Below are 20,124 nucleotides of genomic sequence, written 5' to 3'. Positions count from 1 at the left end.
GCAACCGCTGTACCGGGGGAGCAGGCCAACGGCCTGTTCCCCCGCACCCATGCCATTTCCACGGGGAGGAACGAATCATGAGGCGTCGGTGGAGAGTCCGCCACGCGCTGCTGGCACTGGCCGTCACGGCCGGCGCCACGATGGCCTTACCGGGCACACGGCCCGCTCTGGCCGACGACGCGGGCAAGGGCGGCGACTACGTCGCGCTCGCGAGCGGCATGGGCCGGGTGCTGAACACCCTCACCGGGGTCGGCACGACCAAAGGGGTCCGGGGTCCGGCCAGCACCACCCAGTTCCAGGTGCTCGGGGTGGCCGGCGTGCCCACCGGCAACGTCCGCGCGGTCATGGTCAACGTGACCACGAAGGCGCCGACCGCCGCCACGTTCCTGACCCTCTACAAGGGTGACCTGACGTCGCGTCCGGGCATCGCCACCCTCAACGTGGCCGCCGCCGACAACCTCTCCAACTCGGCGATCGTCGAGGTGGGCTCGAACGGCAAGCTGAACCTGTACAACAACGCCGGCAACATCGACGTCCTGGTCGATGTGCTCGGCTACTACACACTGACCCGGGGCACGAGCGGGCCGGGCGGCTTCGTACCCGTCATCGCCAACCCCACCGTGCTCAACGTGGCGGGCATCGCGGCCAACGCCAGCCGTACGGTCAACCTGCTCGGCGGCATCGTCCCGGCCGGTTCGCCCGCGATCTTCGCCGACCTGCAGGTCGGCGGGGCCACCGCCGAGGGCTGGGTCGGCACCACACCCACCGGCGGCAGCGGCGAGACCGCCAACCTGGCCTTCGACACCGGCACAACCTCGTCCGGCACGCTGATCCGGCTGGCCGCGGACGGCCGGATCAACCTGGTCAACCACAGCGCCGGCACGATCAACGTGCTGATCCGGCTGCTCGGCTACCACACCAACCTCAGCGTCACCGGCGCCGGCTTCCGTCCGCTGGTCAAGCGGCTGATCGACACCACGCTGGCCGCCAACGGCACGGTCGACGTCCCGGTCGGCGGCACCAACGGCCTGCCCACCCGCGGCATCGCCGGGCTGGCGCTCAATTTCGAGGCCAACAGCCCGGCCCAGAACGGCTACTTCAAGTCCTGGGGCGTCGGCAACACCGAGCCGGGCAGCTCGACGGCGACCTGGAACGCCGGCAAGTCCCGGGCCGGCCTGGCCGTCATCCGCCCCGGCACCGACGGCAAGATCAGGGTCAAGAGCGTTTCCACGGGTACGGTGCGGCTGATCGTCGACCTGCAGGGCTGGTACGCCGAGTCGCTGCCGAAGCTGCCGATCGCCCAGTACTCGCCGACCTCGCTCATCCAGCCGGCCAACCCGAGTGGTGCGCCGGGCACGATCGAGTACGCGTACGTCGACAACGACGGCCGGCTCAACCTCGGCCACCAGGCCGACCCGGACAACTTCAGCGCGGTGGACTGGAGCGTGGCGCCGGCCACCGAGGAGCCCTACGCGGGGCAGCCCGGGGTCAACGCGTACCCGGACGGCCGCATCCAGGTGACCGTACCCAACGTGCTGGGCAACTACTGGGTGGCCAGCCAGACCGCGGTCGGGGCGGCCACCTACAACCCGTGGGGCAACGGCGGCGGCACGATGGACTTCGCTCCGACGCCGGTCAGCCTGTCCAACGGTGTCAACGTCAGCTTCGGCGTCGACGACAACGGCGCCCTGTGGCACCTCCGGTTGGTCACCGGCACCACCTCGTACTGGCGCAACCTGGGCGACCAGGACCTGGCCGGCTCGGTGACGGCGGTGCCGGTCTCCGGTGGCCAGCAGTTGTTCGCCCGGGACTGGTCCGGCGCCGTCCGTACGGTCCGCTACAACGACGACGGCACGATCGGCGCCTGGACCACTGTCGGCGCGGCCGGTGCCGAGGACAAGCCGGCCGCGGTGATCTACCCGGGTGGCCGCCCGCGGGTGTTCGTGCGGGCCGGTGACGGCACCGTCCAGACCAAGCTGGCCAACACCGACGGCACGTGGCCGGCGGCCTGGCAGACGATCGGCTCGTTCACCGCGGCCGGCGCACCGGCGGCCATCGTCGACCCGGTCACCGGCGGCGCCGCGGTCGTGGTCCGTGGCACCGACAACCAGATCTACCGGGTGCTCGAGACCGCCGCGGCCTCCGGCGAGTGGGGCGCGTGGACGCCGCTCGACCCGACCGGAACCGATCTGGCGGCCACCGACCCGACCGTCGCCCCGATCACCACGAGCGCCGGCTCGACCTGGGCCATCGTGTTCCGTACGGCCGGCGACGCGACCCGCGTCTACACCCGTCAGGTGACGACGGCGGCCTTCGCCGCCCAGCCAACCAACGAAGGAGTGCACAAATGACGAGGCGTCGGTGGAATCTCCGCCACGCGTTGCTGGCGCTGGCCCTGACGGCCGGGGCCGCGATGGCGCTGCCGGCCGCATCGCCCGCTCTGGCGGACGCGTCCGGCAAGGGCGGCGACTACGTCCCGCTCACCAACTACGCGCGTGTGCTCAACACCGTGAACGGGACCGGCACCACCAAGGGGGTCCGCGGTCCCGCCAGCACCACACAGTTCCAGGTCCTGGGCACGGCCGGCGTACCCACGACCAACGTCAAGGCGGTCTTCGTCAACATCACCACGAAGGCGCCCACGGCCGTCACCTACCTGCAGCTCTACAAGGGTGACCTGACCTCGCGGCCGGGCGGCCAGCAGGTCAACGTCGCGGCCGGCGACAACCTGTCCAACGCGGCGGTCGTCGAGGTCGGGTCCAACGGCAAGCTGAGCCTCTACAACAACGCCGGGAACATCGACGTCATCGTCGACGTGATGGGCTACTTCACCTCGATCACCGCGGCCAGTGGGCCCGGCGGTTTCGTGCCCGTACCCGCCAACCCGACGGTGGTCAGCACGGCCAGCGGCATCGGCACCCCGGACGGGACCGTCCCGGCCGGCGGCAGTCGCACGGTCAACCTGCTCGGCGGCGTCGTCCCGGCCGGCGTACCGGCGGTCTTCGTCGACCTGCAGGTCTCCGGCGCGACGGCCGACGGCTGGATCGGCACCGTGCCCAGCGGTGGCAGCGGCGAGCATCCGGTCCTGGCCAACGAGAACGGCACCACCTCGCACGGCGTCTGGATCCGGGTCGCCGCCGACGGACGGGCCAACCTGATCAACCGTGGCACCGGCGCCGTCAACCTGCTGGTCCGCCTGCTCGGCTACGCGACGCCGACCAACAACACCGGCGCCGGGTTCCGTCCGCTGCTCAAGCGGGTCACCGACACCACGCTGGCCGCCAACGCGACGGTCGACCTGCCGGTCGGTGGCGTGTTCGGCCTGCCGGTCAAGGGCATCGCCGGCGTCGCGCTCAACTTCACCGCGCAGAGCAACACCGAGAACGGCTACTTCAAGGCGTGGGGCGTCGGCATCACCGAGCCCACCAGCTCGACGGCGACGTGGAACGCGGACCGGACCCGAGCCGGTTTCGCCATCATCAAGCCCGGCACCGACGGCAAGATCCGGGTGAAGAACGTGTCGACCGGCTCGGTCCGGCTGATCCTGGACATGGAGGGCTGGTTCGCCGAGCCGGTCACGCCGCTGCCGATCGCGCGGTTCTCGCCGATCGCCGCGGTTCAGCCGCCGGCCGTCGGTACGGCGCTGGGGACGATCGAGTACGCGTACGTCGACAACATCGGCGTGACCCGGCTGGGCCACCAGACGAGTCCGGACGACTTCGGTTCCGTGCAGTGGAGCGCGGCGCCGGCCTCGGAGGACCCGTACACCGGACCGCCGGCCCTGGCCGCCTACACCGACGGCCGGGCTCAGGTCACCGTACAGAGCACCGCCGGCGCCTACTGGGCGGCCAGCCAGACCGGGGTCGGTACGGCCACCTACAACGCGTTCGGCACCCTGGGCGGTTCGCTGGCCTCGCCGCCCACGCTGGTGACGCTGTCCACCGGTGTCGTGGTCGGCTTCGGTGTCGACGCCGACGGTGCCCTGTGGCACCACCGGGTCGTCACCGGCACCTCTTCGTACTGGCGCAACCTCGGTGACCAGGACCTGGTCGGCCCGGTTACCGCGGTGCCGGTCGCGCAGGGCCAGCAGCTGTTCGCCCGGGATTCCGCGGGTGCGGTGCGTACGGTGCTCTACGCCAACGACGGCGCGATGGGCGCCTGGGTCAACCTGGGCGGCAACGGCGTGACCGACCGGCCGGCCGTGGTGGCCTACCCCGGCTCGCGCCTGCGGGTCTTCGTCCGGGCGGCCGACGGCTCGATCCAGACCAAGGCGCAGGACAGCGCCGGTGCCTGGCCGACCGGCTGGGAGTCCATCGGCACGGTGGCCGCGGCCGGCGCGCCCGCGGCCATCCTCGACCCGGTGCTCGGCCGGACCGCGGTGGTCGTCCGGGGCACCGACAACGAGCTGTACCGGGTGTTCGAGACCGCCGCCGGCTCGAACACGTGGGGCGACTGGTCCCGCGTCAGCCCCGACGCGTCCGACCAGGTCGCGACCGACCCGACGATCGTCCCGCTCCGCAACGGCTCCGGCCAGACGTGGGTGATCCTCTTCCGCAACATCAACGACACCACCCGTCTCTACACCCGCGAGATTCCGGGTGGTGCGCTGAAGAAGGCGTCGGCGGCCACCTTCACGGGCCACACCCTCCCGGCCCCGCCGGCGAGCTAGTGGTTCGCGGCTGGGCACCCGGTTCCGCGAGCCGGGGCCCAGCCGACCCACAATCAAGATCAGATTCAAGGACTGGTCGTAGCGGGGTGGGTGGTGCTGACCGTCGCTCACGCCGAGGGTCGCTCCGCTCCACCTGCGTGCGTGGTTGCGCCCAAGAGCGGCCGGGTCGGTGGGATGGGCGGGCGCGAGAGGCAGGCCCGTCGGTGGGATGGGCGGGCGCGAGAGGCAGGCCCGTCGGTGGGATGGCCGAGGGCGGGAAGCAGGCCGGTTAGTGGGATGGGCGGGCGAGCGCGACAAGCATGCCGGTCAGGGTGACCGCGGTCGCGGCCAGCTGCACCGGTGCCGGCGGGTCGGCGAGGCGCAGGATGGCCGAGCTGATGCCGACCACCGGCGCGACGGCCAGGCCGAGCAGCGCCGCGTAGGACGCTCCGGCGGAGACCAGGATCTTGTGCTGCAGAAGGTACGCCGGCACGTAGATGACGGTCCCGAGCACGGCGAGCAGCGCCACCGTTGACCACCGAACGTCACCGACAGCCGGGTCGGTGGCCGCCCAGATGACCAGCGGGATCGCACCGACGGTGAAGATCGGCAGGATCCGGGGAGCCATGGGCCCGCGATAGCCGCGGTTGACGGTGGCGAAATAGAGGCCGTAGAAGGCCATCGACACCATCGCGCCCGATGCCGCGACCGCGCCGAGGAGCATGTTGTGGCCCGCGGTCGAGGTCAGCCGGGGCAGGACGTAGAGGACGGCGCCGGCGACAGCGACCCCGGTGCCGAGCAGCGCGCGCCCTGACGGACGGGCTCGCCGCAGGAGGCAGTCGGCGATCAGAACCACGGCGGGCGTCAGGGACACGACCAGGCTGGGCAGCGCCGGACCGGCGAGGGCGATCGCGACGGTGGAGAGCACGGTGTAGGCGGTCACACCGGTCAGGCCGAGCAGTGTCGTCCGGGTCAGCGGGGGACTGGTCTGGCGCACAGTCTCAGGGGCACCGGATCGCAACGCGGGCACCCACGCGAGCGCGGCCAGACCGATCACGGTGAACCCGGTTCGCCCGGCCGACACGGTGGCCGCGTCCGCCGTCTTCAGCGACGTCCCGACGATCAGCCAGGTCGTGGCCAGCAGCGCGGTCAGCAGGACGGACTGCAGGCCCAGCCGGGAGCCGGCGAGAGTCCTGCGGAGGAGGACGGCGGGCCGCCGGGACACGGGCCGTCCTTCCTGTCACGCGGAAAGGCGCCGGCGCGGCGTGGACGACCAGCCGTCGCAGTCTATCGCCGAGCCGCGGTACCCGGGCAAGTCGTCCCGTACCCCGCCGAGCCGCCTGATTCGGGTGCCGGGCGCGCGGCCGTAACCGAATTCTGGACGGCGCGTTGATGATTCTGGCGGGCCAGGCGGCGTCGCGTTCCGATCGTCCGAGGCCTGTCCCTTTTCGGCACGGGCGGGTGGTACGGACGGTTGGTTGTGTGCGCATCGGTGCGTCGATAGGAATGGTTCACGGCGCCGGTGGACGTCCGTGACATTGAGAGCGAGAGCATGGCGAACACGTTCAGCGTCGATCCCTGGTTGGCCGGGCAGATAGCCCGTGAGCTGGGCGAGATCCGCACCGAGCTGTCCTCGCCACCGTTGTCTTCGGCGAGCGATGTGCTGGTCGCCGGCTCGGAGAAGATCGCGACGGCGATGCACGAGTTCTTTTCCGATTCGACGGAGTCGCGTACCCGGATGGGCAATTTGATCGAGCGCGCCGCGGGTCTTCTCGGGCAATTGTCGGAGGGCACGCTCGAGGTCGATCGGTCGTTGGCCGCCGCGTTCGAGGAGGGCGCCCGGTGACTGCCGCCGGCACGACCGGGTTCGCGCTGCGTGTGCCCGAGTCGTGGTTCGAGTTCGACATCTGGCGGGCCACCCGGACCGGCGACCTGGCTCGGATGCTCGACGCCCGGATCGCCCAGGCCCCGGAGCTGGCGCAGCACCGCAAGCCCCTGCTCCGGCTGATGCGGGAGGCCGCCGAGGAGGCGGAACGCCGCGGCGCGCGGTACTGCGCGGTGTCCGGGGACCTGACCGACGACGGCGACCAGCTCGCCGCGGCCCTGGTGGTGCTGCAGACCGACGGGACCGGCGACCCCGATCTGGACCGGCCCGAGGCCATCGCCGCGCAGATCACGGCGACGGCGCCGAGCGCGGGCTCACCGTTGTGGCGGCAGGTCGAGGTGGTCGAGATCCCGGCCGGCACGGCGGTCCGGACGTACGGCGTGGACAGCGCGGGCGAACGCAGCCAGGCCGTCGTCATGCAGACCCTGATCCCGGTGCCGGGCCGCCCGGTGATCCTGAACGTCGTACTCACCAGCCCGCAGACCGTCCTCGCGGAACCGTTGCTCGACCTGTTCGACGCGATCAGCGGCACGCTCACCTGGGCCTGACCGAACCCGTAACCACGAGAGGTTGTCATCATGGCGAACGTCCACATCGACTACACCGAGCTGCAGAACAGCGCGACCCGGCTCTCCGCCGCCCAGCGCGACGTGGAGGACAAGCTCAACCAGCTCAAGACCATGATCGACAACCTGGTCGCAACCGGGTTCGTCACCGACCAGGCGTCGGGCCGGTTCCAGCAGTCCTACGAGCAGTGGACGACCGGGGCGCGCAACGTCATCGGCGGCCTCGACGGCATGACGCAGTTCCTGCGGGCCGCGGTCAGCCAGCACCAGAACCTCGACTCGCAGCTCGGCAACGCCGCGGGCAACTGAGCCGGGCATGAGCGACTGGCACGTCCTCGACCTGCCCGCCGATCCCGTCCCGGGCGACTCGGCCGGCACGCGTGACCTGGCCAACCGGCTGCTGCGCGAGGCCGAACTGGCCGAGAGCAACACGTCCCGGCTGCGCGCGATCGCGGCCGGCCGCGGCGACCTGCGGATGGAGGGCGACTTCGCGCCCAAGTTCCGGCAGGTCCTCGGCGAGCTGCCGGATGAGCTCATCAAACTCGGCCGGGCCTACCGCGGCGCGGGCGAGGCGCTGTCGGCCTTCGCCGGCTCGCTCGAGGACATCAAGACGCGCGCGTCCGGGGCGCTGCGCAAGGGCACCGACGCGTACGCCTCCTACCAGGGCGCCGTACGCGAGGTCCGGGCCCTGCTGCCGCCGGACCGGCAGTATGCCGTCGCCTCCGGCCTGTCGCTCAACCAGCACACCATCGACGCCGCGACGGTCGGCCTGGACGAGGGCCTGCGCCAGCAGATCCGGTACGCGGTCCAGCGCGCCCGCTTCGCCCAGGACGACCGGGACCGGGCCCGCCGCCTGGCCCAGGACGCGGCCCGGATGCGCGGCGAGGCCGAGAACCAGTGCGTCAAGCGCATCCACGACGCCCTCGACGACAGCGGTATCAAGAACCGCAGCTGGCTTCAGAAGGCCTGGCACACGGTCACCGAGCACGTCACCTGGGACGACTTCGTCGACTTCTGCTCGCTCGCGGCGACGGTGCTCACCGTGGTCGCCCTGATCGCCACCGGCCCGTTCGCCGCCGTGCTGGTCGCGATCGCGCTGGCGCTCAGCGTGTTCGTGTTCGCCAACACCCTGGTCGACTTCGTCCGCGGCCGGGCCAGTCTCTTCGACGTCCTCAACGAGGGGATCGGCATCCTGCCCGCGGGCAAGGTGGCCAAACTCGTCGCCAAGCTCCGTGGCACGACCAAGGCCGTAGTGCCGGCGGGCAAACTGGTCAAGGGCGCGATCCGCGTCGGCGCCAAGTCGCTGCGCGAGGCCGTGGTCAGCGTACGGAAGAACGCCATCCCGCTGGCCCGGAAGGTGCTGTGCCGCGACCCGATCGACGTGGCCACCGGCGCGATGGTGCTCGCGCAGACCGACCTCACGCTGCCCGGGGTGCTGCCGTTGACCCTGGAGCGGGTGCACCTCTCCGACTACCGTTCCGGCGGCTGGTTCGGCGGATCCTGGATGTCCACCCTCGACCAGCGCCTCGAACTCGACCCGCGCGGCATCCTGTTCGCCGCGGCCGACGGCTCGATTCTGGTCTACCCCGATCCGGGCGACGGACCGGTGCTCCCCGAGGAGGGGCCACGCCGGCCGCTGAGCCGTGCGGGTGACGAGTTCGTCGTCACCGACCCGGCCACCGGCCACACCCTGCACTTCGCCGCGGCCGGCCCGATCGCCACCACACTCAACCTGGTGGGATTCGGGGACCGCAACGGCAACCGCGTCGACGTCGCCTGGCGCGACGGGGCACCGGCCGAGCTCCGGCACATCGGCGGCCAGACCGTGCTGGTCGAGACCGCGGCCGGCCGGATCACCGCGCTGCACCTGCCCGACGCCGGCGTGACGGTCGTCCGCTTCGGCTACGACGGGACCGGCCGGCTCACCGAGGTGTACAACTCCTCGGGGCGGCCGTTGCGCTTCGAGTACGACCTGGACGGCCGGATCGTCGCCTGGCACGACCGCATCGGTACGTCCTACCGCTACACCTACGACGCGCACGGCCGCTGCGTGCACACCTCCGGCTCGGACGGGTGCCTGGACGGCGACCTCGACTACGGGGTGGACGGCGACCGTACCGTGGTCACCGACTCGCTCGGCCACGCCGTCACCTACCACCTCAACGATGCCGCGCAGGTCGTCCGCGAGGTCGATCCGCTCGGCCACACGGTGACCAGCGAGTGGGACCGCTACGACCGGCTGCTGTCGCGTACCGACGCGCTCGGTCGTACCACCGCCTACCGCTACGACGAGCACGGCAACGTCGTCGAGGTGCTGCGGCCGGACGGCAGTGTCCTGACCGCCGAGTACGACGGCCCGGGCCAGGCGGTCACGGTGGTCGACGCGACCGGGGCGCGCTGGCTCCAGACGTACGACCGGAACGGCAACCGCACCGGCGTGACCGACCCGGCCGGCGCCACCACCCTCAGCCGGTTCTCCGAGCGCGGCCATCTGACGGCGGTGACCGACGCGCTCGGCCGCACCCGGCTGATCGAGACCGACGCGGCCGGCCTGCCGGTCGCGATGACCGAACCGGGCGGCGCGACCACCCGCTGGAGCCGGGACGCGTTCGGCCGCATCGTACGGATCACCGACCCGCTCGGGCTCACCGCCGAGGCCGGCTGGACCGTCGAAGGCAACCCGGCCTGGTGGACCGGGCCCTCCGGCGGCACCGAGCGCTGGTCCTACGACGCCGAGGGCAACGAGATCGAGCACACCGATCCGCTCGGCGGGCTGACCCGCACCGAGGTCGGCCACTTCGACCTTCCGGTCGCCCGGCGCGTCGACGGCGGCGCCGGGCTGGCCTTCTCGTACGACACCGAGCTGCGGCTGGTCGCGGTGACCGACGCGCTCGGCCGGATGTGGCGCTACGACTACGACGCGGCCGGGAACCGGGTGGCCGAGACCGACTTCGACGGCCGCCGGACCGGCTACCTGTTCGACCCGGCGAACCAGCTGGTGGCCCGCGAGACCGGGCCCGGGACGCGGGTCGAGCTGGAGCGTGACCTGCTCGGCCGGGTCGTCCGGCAGGATCAGGCCGAGTTCGCCTACGACGCCGAAGGGCGGCTGCTGCTGGCGGCCGGCCCGGACGGTCGGGTCGAGTTCGAACGGGACGCGGCCGGCCGGGTGCTCGCCGAAACCGTCGACGGGCGGACCGTGCACAGCCGTTACGACCTGCTCGGCCGGCGTACCCGGCGGGTCACGCCGGGCGGGACGGTCAGCGAGTGGGAGTACGCGGCCGACAACAGCACGCTGACGTTGCGGACCGCCGGACGCGAGGTGACCTTCGGCTACGACGCCGCCGGTCGCGAGGTCAGCCGCCGGCTCGGTGACGCGGTGCTGGCTCAGACCTGGGACGCGGCCGCCCGTCTGTCGGCGCAGTCGTTGACCACCCGCGGGTCGCGGATGGTGCAGCACCGGTCGTTCACCTACCGGTCTGACGACCTGGTGACCGCGGTCGACGACCACCTCGACGGGTCGCGGCGGCTCACCCTGGACCCAGGCGGACGGGTCACCGCGGTCGACGCGGGCGACCGCAGCGAACGGTACGCCTACGACCCGGCCGGCGCCCTGGTCCCGGCGGCGGACGGCGCCCGGCACGAGTACGACGCGCGGGGCCGGGTCGTACTGCGGCAGCAGCGTGTGCACTCGGCCAAGCCGCGCACCTGGCACTACACCTGGGCGGCGGATGACCGGCTGACCGGTGTGCGTACGCCCGACGGGCAGGAGTGGCGCTACCGCTACGACCCGCTCGGCCGCCGCGTCGCCAAGCAGCGCCTGGCCGACGGCGCCGTGGCCGAGGAGACCATCTTCGTCTGGGACGGGCCGGTGCTGGCCGAGCAGGTCCGCACCGACTTCACCGGCGACGGCGAGGCGGGTCGCCGGACCACCGTGTGGGACTTCGAGCCCGACGGTTTCCGGCCGGTCACCCAGCACGAGGTCGACGAGGCGTTCTACGCGATCGTCACCGACCTGGTCGGTACGCCGACCGAACTGGTGACCGCGGACGGCGAGGTCGCCTGGCGGGCGCGGCAGTCGCTGTGGGGTGTTCCGGACGGGCGGCCGGGCCAGGTCGCGTGCCCGTTGGCGTTCCCGGGCCAGTACCGCGACGACGAGAGCGGCCTGCACTACAACTTCTACCGGTACTACGACCCCGGAACGGCCCGCTACCAGAGCCCCGATCCGATCGGCCTGGCCGGCGGCGTCCACCCGTACGGCTACGTGCGCAACCCGACCGCGTGGTCCGACCCGTACGGGCTGGCGCCCTGCAAGCTCACGTTCCCGCATACCAGCGACGAGATGAGCCGCCTGCTCGGCCAGGATCCGATCAAGACGGGCCTGACGCCGGACGGCACGCCCCGGGTCACCTGGGAGGTCAACCCGACCAAGCGGATCCGGATGGAGAGTCACCCGGACGGCCTGTCGCCCGGCGATCCCGGCTTCAACCCGCGGCATCACGGCGTGCACTTCCACGTGACGATCCGCCTCGACACGACGCTGAGCTGGAACAACCCCGGCAACGTACGCAAGCTGCACCCGCCGGGCTGGACTCCCGGGTCGGGCAGTGGATTCCTTCCGGGAGAATTGATCCCATGAGCGTTCCCGACGGCGTCGTGCTGGCCACCGGCGACGCGACGATGAAGTCCTATGTGCGTACGTTCGACACGCTGACCATCGAGCTGACGCTGTGGAACGAGAAGACACAGCGGATCGAGGCCACCGGCGTGACCAGGCTGGAGGACGACGGCACCTGGGAGGCCGAGGCCCTGATCCGCCTGCCCGCCCTGGACGGCCCCGGTCGCGAGGGTTTCGCCGTCATCGACGTCGAGGACAATCCCACCCTCCGCTTCGCGGCCACCGGCCTACAGATCGGCGACCCTACCTAGGCAGGTCGCTCGATCACGGCTACCGGTCGGGCGATACCTGTCCGGCTGACCGGTTCATACGATGACGCTGTGTCATCGATGAAGGCCACCGCCCGCCGTGTCCTGTTCGCGGTCCTGCTGCTGGCGGCCGGCGCGGTCGCGCTCAGCCCGGTTGCGATGGGCTGGGAAGGCGCCTCGTTCGTGGCGGCGGTGGTGGGCGGCGTCGTCGCCATCGCCTGGACCGCGACCGAGCTGGCCGACCGTCTGCGCCGCGCCGAACGCTCGCTGCCCACGACCGCCGAACTGGTCGACCAGCTGGCCGAGGTGGTCGAGGGCGAATGGCGGCAGGAGGCCAGGTCGCGGCGGCTCCGCGATCCGCAGGTGCTGCCGTTGATCTGGAGCACCCGCGCCGAGTACTCGGACGCGCCGGCGGCGGTGTTCGGCCGCGGCGGCGGACAGGTGACCAAGCTCAAGCTGGACGGCCGCCTCGACGAGGACTTCGAGGCGGCGATCACCGGGCTGGCCGAGGGCTTCGCCCGGCTGCCGAGCCGCCGGCTGGTCGTCCTGGGCGAGCCGGGTGCGGGCAAGACCGCCCTGTCCCTCCTGCTGACGCTGGGACTGCTCCGCCGGCGTACGCCCGAAGCGCCCGTACCCGTGCTGCTGTCGGCCTCTTCCTGGGACCCGGTGATGCAGCCGCTGGACGACTGGGTGGTGCAAGCGCTGGCGGCGTCCTATTACGGCGGACGGACGGCCACCCCGGCCCGGCTGCTCGCGGCCGACCTGCTCCTGCCGATCCTGGACGGACTGGACGAGATTCCCGAGTCGGCCCGGCGCAGCGCGGTCGGCGCCATCAACTACGCGACCAGGCAGGGCCGTCCGGTCGTGGTCACCTGCCGGTCGGCCGAGTACCAGGACGTCATCCGGGACGGAGCGCCGGTGTTGCACCGGGCGCCGGTCGTGGAGATCGAGCCGGTACCGGTCGAGGACGCCATCACCTACCTGTCGGCGACCGACTGGCCTGCCGAGACCGGATGGGACCGCGTCTATCAGCACCTGCGCCAGGCCGACGGCAACGCCGCCTCGCCGGTCGCTGTCGCCCTCTCCAGCCCGTTGATGATCTCCCTGGCCGCGCTGGTCTACCGCCGCAACGGCGGCGACCCGGGCGAGCTGCTCGATCCGGACCGCTTCGACACCCGGCACAAGGTCGAGGATCACCTCACCGATCAGGTGATCGAGGCGGCGTACGCCCCGGAACGCGGGCCCGGCGGCGAGGTCGTCACCGCGGGCGAGCCGCGCTGGTCGGCCGCCGACGCCCGGACCTGGCTCACGTTCCTGGCCCGCGACCTGCACCGGCACCGCGAACGTGACGTCGCGTGGTGGCTGGTCAGCCAACGGCTGCTGTCGCCCTGGGTCGTGCCCGGCATCAGCCTGGGTGTGGGCCTGCTGCTGCTGGCCGCGGTGGCGCTGTGGGTGACCGTGTTCGGCGGGTCGCCCGGCGCCGTCGCCGCGGACGAGTCGAACCGGCTGTTCTGGATCCTGATCGTGGGCGGCGGGGTGGCGGCCGGCTTCGCCGTCATCAGCATGATCATCTGGTACGCCGGCAACGGGCGTCCGCCGGGCCAGCTGACCATCGCGTGGCGCGGCTCGCTGAGTCGTCTCCGGCGGGGCTTTCTGGCCGGGCTGGCGGTCGTCACCCTGCCCGGCGGCGCCGTCCTCGTGGTCGCGGCGGCGGTCATCACCATCAGTCAGCAGTGGACCATCCAGAACATCGATGGGTTCACCCGGGGGATCGTGGGCGTGGCCTTCGGCGCCGTCAGCCTCGGCCTCGCCCTGGCCGGGCACGCGTGGCTGGACGCGCCGCCCGAACGGGCCGCGCAGTCCGATCCACTCGGCTCCATCCGGCAGGACCGGCGGTCGTCGCTGGCCGGCGCCGGTGCGGCCGCGATCATCGTCGCCGCGTCGGCCTTCGCGCTCACGGTGGCCGGGCTCGCGGCCGGCAGCCTGGCGGTCCAATCCCTGACCGGGTGGTCGGGCTGGCCGGGGGAGCGGAACCTGGGCCAGACGGTCTCCGCGCAGTGGCACGCCGCCGCGACCACGATCTCGCCGGCCCCGACGGTCGTCGTCGGAGCGGTCGTGCTGCTGCCGGCGGTCTTCGTGAGCCTTCTCGTGCTCCTGACCCGGGCCTGGCCGCGTTTCGTCCTCGCCCGCGTGGTCCTGGCCGGCCGTGGACTGCTGCCGCTGCGACTTCCGGCCTTTCTCGACGATGCCCGCGACCGTGGCGTACTCCGGCTGGCCGGCGGCGTCTACCAGTTCCGGCACGTCCGGTTGCAGGAGCGGCTGGTGGCCGGGGCCAGGCACCAGCCTCAGGCCCGGCCCGGAGACAAGGTCGGCGTACGCCCGAGGCCGCGATCGATGCGGCGCCCGGCCGTGGCCGGGGCGGTCCTGGTGCTGCTCGTGGCAGCCGGCGCGGTGTTCCTGCCGAAGGACACCGCGTTCCGCACCTTCGCCGCGACGTACGGCAGCGGCCACGAGGTGACCTTCAGCCCGGACGGCTCGATGCTGGCGATCAGCGGGTACGTCGACGGACTTCAGATCCGGCGGATCGTCGGCGACGATCGGTGGATAGATCTACCGGCCAAGCTCCCATCGGGTCTGCTCGGTGTCTTCCCGAGCACTGTCGAGTTCAGCCGGGACGGCCAGGCGCTCGCCGCTGTCGGCTACGACAGGCGTTCCGCGGACACGAGGGATGGCCCGGTGCTGTTGTGGCGGAGAAGCGGTTACCGGTTCGACCTGGTCCCCATCTCGACCCGGCGATCGTCCCGGGGTAGTTACCTGTTGCGTTCGCGCTTTCTGAGTGACGGCACGCTGCTTTCGGTCAATTGGTCGGACTTCGAATCGGAATTGTGGGACATCCGGTCCGCGGTGTCGGCGCGACGGGTGGACACGCCGGACGGCTTCAGCGAGGGGAATTTCAATGCGGAGGGCACACATGTGGTGATGCCGGGGCCCGACGGCAGACAGCGGCTGCTCGAGGCGGCGGCGCTGATCGGTCCCGATCCTTCGCCCACCGCCATTCTTCCCGCTGCCGTCGAGGACGCCGACGACGTTCGCTTCGGGCCGGACGAGCCGTCTCCGGGCGGCGCCGGCGGAGTGCGTCCGAGGTGGATAGTCACGGTGGACAAGGTCGGCTCGGTCGCGCTTCTCGACGGCCGGGGCAAGATGCTCCACAAGCTTGGCTCGGTGGGCGAGTCGGGTGATTTCTCCAACCGGTTCACCGCCGATGCCGACGGCGGACGTCTGGCCTTGCTCGACGAGCACCGGAAAGCGTCGGTGTGGGACCTCCGGGATCTGAACCGACCGCGGCAGTTGTCCGTTCCGGCCGGGGCGTCGACCGTCCTGTTCGACAGCACCGGCCGGGTGCTGGCGATCGGTGGCAAACGATCGATCGTCCTCCACAACCTCGCGGCCGGCCCGTCGGCGATGCGCTCGATATCGTTGCCGGCGGAACTCTCCGACCTCGATCTGAGTCCCGGAGGAAAGCTGGTTTCGGCGTCGATGGCGTTCGACTCGGAGCGGAAAACCACGACGTGGATCGTCGGCGAACCCATGCGGCCATGGCCGGGCCCTCCGCTGTACACCGCCGACGATCGCCAGGCGTTCACGCGGAACGGCTGCCTGTTCGTGCAGGGACAGGCTGAAGGCAGCCTCCAGGTCTGGAACCTCGAGTCCCTCTCGCCGATCGAGCTCGCCGGTCATGGCGGCGCGGTGACCGATGTCGAGCTGAGCCCGACCGACGACCGCCTGGTGGCGACGAGCTCGCTCGACGGCACGGTCCGCCTGTGGCGGCTCCCCTTCACCGGGAACTGTCTAGGCCCGCGCTGAGAGGCGGCCCAGTTGGATCACCCGGACCTGTGAGCCCACGGCCAGGTGCCCGCGCCCGGGCGGGCCGGCGAAGAACTGGTCCGGGTCGAGGGTGAAGCCGTGCATCCGGGCCGTGTGCGGGTTCATCGGGGTCAGCAGCAGCCGGGTGCCGTTCATGACCTCGCTGACCAGGCGGCCGAGCCGCGGCTTGGTCCCGTCCAGCACCGGTGTGGCGTCGCCGCACAGGACAAGCGCCTGCCGGCCGAGCGCCATCGGGCCGATCAGGTCGTCGAGGAGGGTGGGCAGGTCCGTGTAACCCTCCTGCGAGGGGCTGACCGTGACCTGGTGGAAGTCGTCGACGACGACGGCGAAGCGGCCGTCGGCCACGTCCTTGACCGCCTCGCGCAGGTCGGCGTCGGCGAACACCGCGCCGGTCAGCACCCGGACCGGACCGCCGGCCGCCACGGCCGGCCGCGGCCCGATCACCAGCACCGGGATGTCTTGGGCGGCCAGCGCGGCGGCCACCGTCGCGGCCGCGGTCGACCGGCCCGACCCGGCCGGACCGGAGATCATCATCAGGTTGGAGCCACCGCCGAACAGGTCGACGGCGATCGGGGCCACGTCCGGCCCGCCCACGCCGATGGTCATGCCCTCGGCGGCCGGCAGCTGTCCCAGCGGCACCTCGGACGGCAGCGGCGCAAACCGGCGTGGCGCGCCCGACCCGGCGGCCGGCCGGAACGACGGCGACGGCAGGGCGATCTGCACGTGTACGCCGGTCGCGGCGTCGATGGCCCGGCCCGGCACCCGCGGCGGCGAGGCCACCCCGCCGGCCAGGTGCGAGCGCCGCGTCTCCTCCTTGGGGAACGGCAGCAGCAACCGCCGTGAGTAGTCGTTGGCGGCCTTGCCGTTCAGCATCGCCTGGCCACCGATGGCCACCACGTGCACGCCCAGCGGGGGCCCGGCGGTGACGACGCCACGCAGCAGGCCCAGCAGCCCGGTCTCGACGAAGTTCGGATCACCACGGTTCTCGAAGTGCTCCCAGCCGTCCACGACCAGCACGATCGCCGGTTCACGGTCGCGTTCGGGCAGGAAGCGGGCGGTGGCCCGCCGCTGGACCTCGCCGTCGAGCCAGGTGATCAGGCGCCGGACCCGGTCGCGGTCGGCCGGCGAGAAGACGCCGCCGCACTGTGGCAGCTCGGCGAAGGTGTCCAGCCCGGCCGGCGTCTGCTCGAAGACGTACAGGTGCAGGCGGTCCGGCCCGAACCGGCCGGCCAGGCTCTCGATCAGGGCGCGGGCGAACGTGGTCCGGCCCGACTGCGGGCCGCCGGCGACCATCAGCCGGTCCGGACCGGCCAGGTCGACGACGGCCGGTGGTTGCGCCTGCTGCGACGGTTCGTCGACCAGCCCGTACGGTGCGCCGGTGGCTTCGGCCGGTGGCAGGTCGTCGAGCGTGAGGGCGGCGGGCAGGGGCGGATGGAGTGGACGGAACGGCGCGACCAGCCCGGCCCGGGCGGCGGCCGACTCGATCGCCCGGACGGCCAGTTGCAGGTCGGTCGGGGCGTCGCTGGCCTCGGCGCGCTGTTCCGGCCGGGGCAGGCCGGCCGCCGGCCAGTCCACCGTACGCACCGTCGCGGGCGGGGCGCCGCCGGCGACCGGCGAATCGCCCAGGTAGCCCGACTGGAACGCCCGAGGGCCGGACTCGCCGCCGACGATGTTGACGATGCCCCGGCCCCGCAGCCGGCGTGGGATGTCGGCGGCGTCGGGGATGCCCAGCACCTCGGTGCTCTGCACGGCGTCGTTCTGGCGCAACGTGATCCGGATGCTGATGTTGTTCTTCATCTCCTCCGGGACCTTGCCGGCCAGCGACTGCGTGGCCAGCACCAGGTGCTCACCGAGGGCGCGGCCCTTGGCGGTGACCGCGACCAGTTCCTTGACGAAGTCGGGCGCGGTGTCGAGGACCCGCGCGTACTCGTCGAAGATCAGCACCAGCCGGGGCAGTGGCGGCATGGCCGGGTTGGCGCGCCGGGCCTTCCAGTACTCGTCGATCTCGCCGCCGAACGGGGCCAGGGCGGCCTCCCGCCGGTTGGTCTCGGCCCGCACCGAACGGATCACCCGGTCGGCGGCGGCCTGGTCGAACACGTCGGCGGCGGTCGCACCGGTCGACCGGATCAGGCCGACGACGTGCGGGCAGTTCTGGAACGGCAGGAACGCGCTGCCGCCCTTGAAGTCGACCAGCACGAGGTTGAGCTCCTCGGGCGTGTTGGCCAGCAGCAGCGCGGTGACGAGCGTCTGGAGCAGCACGCTCTTGCCGGCGCCGGTGGTGCCGCCGAGCATCGCGTGGGTGCCCTGCTCGGCGAGGTCGACGACGACCGGTCCGGAGGCGTCGGCCCCGATCACCGCGGCCATCGACGGCCCGGGCACCCGGCGCCAGAGCGAGGCGACACCGTCCGGCGTACGGATGTCCACGTCGTACAGGTCGGCCTGGCGTACCGGGAACGGGATGGCGGTCTGCGCGGCGGCCAGGGTGAGCCGGTCGCGCATCGGGGTGAGCGCCCGGGCCAGCCGGGACACGGTCGCCGCGTCCACCCCTTCGGGTCGCACCGGCCGGTCGTGGTCGGCGCGGTCGCGGTTCAGCGACATGGTGGCGGCGTCGTCGATCCGGCACACGCCGTGACACTCGTTCATGTCGTTGCGGTCCACGCAGATCACGTAGACCCCGGCGGACGGCCCGTCGCGCAGCACGTCGCGCATGCCCGGTAGGTGCCGCAGCGCGAGTGCGCCGTCGAGGACGACCACCACCTCCTCGCTGTACCGGGCCGGCTGTGAGCCGTTCTCGCGCCGTCGCGCCTCGACCAGCTCGCTGAGCTCCTTGACCCGGGCGGCCCGGGTCGCCGCGGTGTTGCCGATCCAGCACGGGGTGTCGATGGCGTCACCGGCGTCCAGGTGCGGCAGCCAGCGGGTCCAGCCGAGGGTGTCGTCGTCGCGCGCGGTCACCACGACCAGCCGCAGGTCGTCCGGGCTGCGCAAGGTCGCGAGCTGCAGCAGCAGCCAGCGGACCAGGGCGTCGGCGTGCTCGCGGGGCCCGGCCACGCCGAGCACGCCGGTCGCCCGCAGGTCCACGGTGGCCGGCACGCCGCGCAGCGTCGGCGTCGCGAAACCCGGCCACGGCCGGCCCTGCAGGTCGACGGTGGCGGGCTCGTCGGTGGTGCCGACGCGCAGGGTGAGCCCATCGGCCGCGCCGGCGTTGCGGGGCCACAGGCCGCGGCGGGTGCCGGCCGCGATCGCCTCGAGCTCGCCGGGCGCCGGAGCCAGACCGCGGCGCAGGGCCTCCTCGCGCTCCACGGCGGCCGCGATCTCCCGCTCGGCGGCGGCCTTGCGGCCGGCGAAATCCCGCTGCCGCGAGCGCCTCTGGTGTCGTTCCACCAGGTACGCGGCGACGGCGGTGACCGGTCCGAAGAGGGCGATCATCAGCATGCTGGGCTGGCGCGTCACCATGGCCATGACGACGCCGAGGGCGACCGGCACCACCGCCGACACGATCACGGTGGCGAGGTTGCGCGGCGTCGTCTCGTCCTCGGGCAGGGTGATCCGGGCGGCCACGATCGCGGGTGCCGGCGCGAACGCGCGATCGAAGTAGATCAGGCCGTCCCGGCTGCGCCGCCCGACCGGCCGCCGATCGTCCGGTGGCGGCGCCGGCTCCCAGCGCAGCACCGTGTCGCCCATCTCCACGGTCTGGCCGGCGGCCAGCGGGACCGGGGCGGTGGCGTTGCGGCCCTCGACCAGGGTGCCGTTGGTCGAGCCGAGGTCCACGACGGCGGCCCGGCCGTCCGGGGCCACGTCGAGCTGGGCGTGCCGGCGCGACATCTCGGGGTCGCGGAGCACGGCCGTGCCGGTGGTGCCTCGGCGCACCTCGTGGCGGCCCGGGGTGAAGTGGGCGGTGGTTCCGGCGTCAGGGCCGGACAACACACGTAACGCCCCGGCGTACACGGGAATCATCGCGTCGGTGTCGGGACCGGGCGCGCCGACGCTGATCACCGCGCCGGCGACCAGCGGGCTGTCCGCGATCGAGACCCGCGGGTCGAGCGGCCGGCCGCCGGTGAAGCAGGGGCGGTCACCGACCCGGATCGGGAGGGCGGCCAGCAGCGGGCCGACGACGCTCTCGGGTTCGGCGCTCACCTCCGCGTCGTGGGCCTCGCCGGTCGCGGAGTCCTGGACGGTGAGCCGGAGAATCATCACGGACAGCCAGTCCTTTCCCGTCG

10 protein-coding genes are annotated in these 20,124 nt (G+C 72.4%); 8 read left to right on the top strand and 2 right to left on the bottom strand.

Annotation, left to right across the window (positions count from 1 at the left end; translation table 11 throughout):
* The first annotated feature begins 77 nt into the window (after positions 1-77).
* Together ACGFIO_RS22185 and ACGFIO_RS22180 are read left to right on the top strand one after the other, a co-directional pair.
* Positions 78-2,351: a hypothetical protein gene (locus ACGFIO_RS22185; RefSeq protein ID WP_392828188.1), complete on the top strand. Its 2,274-nt coding sequence runs from the start codon at positions 78-80 to the stop codon at positions 2,349-2,351.
* Positions 2,348-4,669 (top strand): hypothetical protein, encoded by a 2,322-nt coding sequence (locus tag ACGFIO_RS22180; RefSeq protein ID WP_392828187.1) that lies wholly within the window; start codon positions 2,348-2,350, stop codon positions 4,667-4,669. Before ACGFIO_RS22185 ends, ACGFIO_RS22180 begins: the two co-directional genes overlap by 4 nt.
* A 268-nt stretch (positions 4,670-4,937) precedes the next feature.
* Here the strand turns inward: ACGFIO_RS22180 and ACGFIO_RS22175 are convergent, their stop codons facing one another.
* Positions 4,938-5,873, bottom strand: coding sequence for a DMT family transporter (locus ACGFIO_RS22175; protein ID WP_392828186.1), 936 nt, complete (start codon positions 5,871-5,873; stop codon positions 4,938-4,940).
* Positions 5,874-6,200: 327 nt separating this feature from the next.
* Here ACGFIO_RS22175 and ACGFIO_RS22170 point away from each other — a divergent pair, with 327 nt between their 5' ends.
* The 6 genes from ACGFIO_RS22170 (at position 6,201) to ACGFIO_RS22145 (ending at position 15,886) form a co-directional block, all read left to right on the top strand.
* Positions 6,201-6,494, top strand: a complete 294-nt coding sequence (locus tag ACGFIO_RS22170; RefSeq protein ID WP_392828185.1) for a hypothetical protein — start codon at positions 6,201-6,203, stop codon at positions 6,492-6,494.
* Positions 6,491-7,081: a hypothetical protein gene (locus ACGFIO_RS22165; protein WP_392828184.1), complete on the top strand. Its 591-nt coding sequence runs from the start codon at positions 6,491-6,493 to the stop codon at positions 7,079-7,081. Before ACGFIO_RS22170 ends, ACGFIO_RS22165 begins: the two co-directional genes overlap by 4 nt.
* A 30-nt stretch (positions 7,082-7,111) precedes the next feature.
* Complete coding sequence (locus ACGFIO_RS22160; protein WP_392828183.1) at positions 7,112-7,408, top strand: WXG100 family type VII secretion target; 297 nt, start codon at positions 7,112-7,114, stop codon at positions 7,406-7,408.
* A gap of 7 nt (positions 7,409-7,415) precedes the next feature.
* Entirely contained in the window at positions 7,416-11,735 is a 4,320-nt protein-coding gene (locus ACGFIO_RS22155) for an RHS repeat-associated core domain-containing protein (protein ID WP_392828182.1), read from the top strand.
* Positions 11,732-12,025 carry a hypothetical protein gene (locus ACGFIO_RS22150; RefSeq protein ID WP_392828181.1) on the top strand — a complete coding sequence of 98 codons (294 nt, stop codon included), beginning with the start codon at positions 11,732-11,734 and terminating at the stop codon, positions 12,023-12,025. The genes ACGFIO_RS22155 and ACGFIO_RS22150 overlap by 4 nt, the downstream gene beginning before the upstream one ends.
* A gap of 78 nt (positions 12,026-12,103) precedes the next feature.
* Positions 12,104-15,886, top strand: a complete 3,783-nt coding sequence (locus ACGFIO_RS22145; RefSeq protein WP_392828507.1) for a hypothetical protein — start codon at positions 12,104-12,106, stop codon at positions 15,884-15,886.
* Here ACGFIO_RS22145 and ACGFIO_RS22140 read toward each other — a convergent pair.
* Positions 15,872-20,098, bottom strand: a complete 4,227-nt coding sequence (locus ACGFIO_RS22140; RefSeq protein WP_392828505.1) for an FtsK/SpoIIIE domain-containing protein — start codon at positions 20,096-20,098, stop codon at positions 15,872-15,874. The genes ACGFIO_RS22145 and ACGFIO_RS22140 overlap by 15 nt on opposite strands.
* Positions 20,099-20,124 lie beyond the last annotated feature (26 nt).

Source organism: Actinoplanes sp. NPDC049265, from assembly GCF_043197135.1.
Lineage (GTDB): Bacteria > Actinomycetota > Actinomycetes > Mycobacteriales > Micromonosporaceae > Actinoplanes.
Note: the sequence above shows the minus strand (reverse complement) of the source record. Positions and strands in the feature narration are given on the sequence as shown.